Consider the following 795-nt stretch of genomic DNA (forward strand, 5'->3'; position numbering starts at 1 on the left):
GTGTCTGCTGGGTCTCGGCGAGGCCGATTTCCCAGGGGCTGCCGGCATGCTTGAGCGAAGTGAGTGGCGATGCACCCGTGCCGCCGTCATAGCCGGAAATGGTGATATGATCGGCGCGCGCCTTGGCGACGCCGGCGGCGACCGTGCCGACACCGACTTCGGAGACCAGCTTGACCGACACATCGGCCGTCGGGTTGACGTTCTTCAGGTCGAAGATCAACTGCGCCAGGTCTTCGATCGAGTAGATGTCATGGTGCGGCGGCGGCGAGATCAGTCCGACGCCCGGCGTCGAGTGCCGGGTCTTGGCGATCGTCGCATCGACCTTGTGGCCCGGCAGCTGGCCGCCCTCGCCGGGCTTGGCGCCCTGCGCCACCTTGATCTGCAACATGTCGGCATTAACAAGATATTCGGCCGTGACGCCGAACCGGCCGGAAGCGACCTGCTTGATTGCCGAGCGTTCGAGCGGAAGGGTACCGTCGGGCTTGCGCAGATAGCGCTCGCTTTCTTCGCCGCCTTCGCCGGTATTCGACTTGCCGCCGATCTTGTTCATGGCAATGGCGAGCGTCGTATGCGCCTCGCGGCTGATCGAGCCGAAGGACATGGCGCCGGTGGCGAAACGCTTGACGATATCCACCGCCGGCGCGACCTCGGAAATGTCGATCGGGGCGCGGCCGGTATCTTCAGCCATCTTGACCTTGAACAGGCCGCGGATGGAATTCATCTTGACTGAGGATTCGTTGACCAGTTCAGCGAACTCACGATAGCGGTCTTCGGCATTGCCGCGCACGGCATGTT

At 63.4% G+C, this 795-nt stretch carries 1 protein-coding gene; it reads right to left on the minus strand.

Annotation, left to right across the window (positions count from 1 at the left end; all coding sequences use genetic code 11):
* Positions 1–795, minus strand: a 795-nt coding sequence (locus AC1D0P_RS26340) for a glutamate synthase-related protein (protein ID WP_477679422.1), incomplete at both ends; no start/stop codon positions are given.

This window comes from Polaromonas sp. P1_G2 (assembly GCF_056405515.1).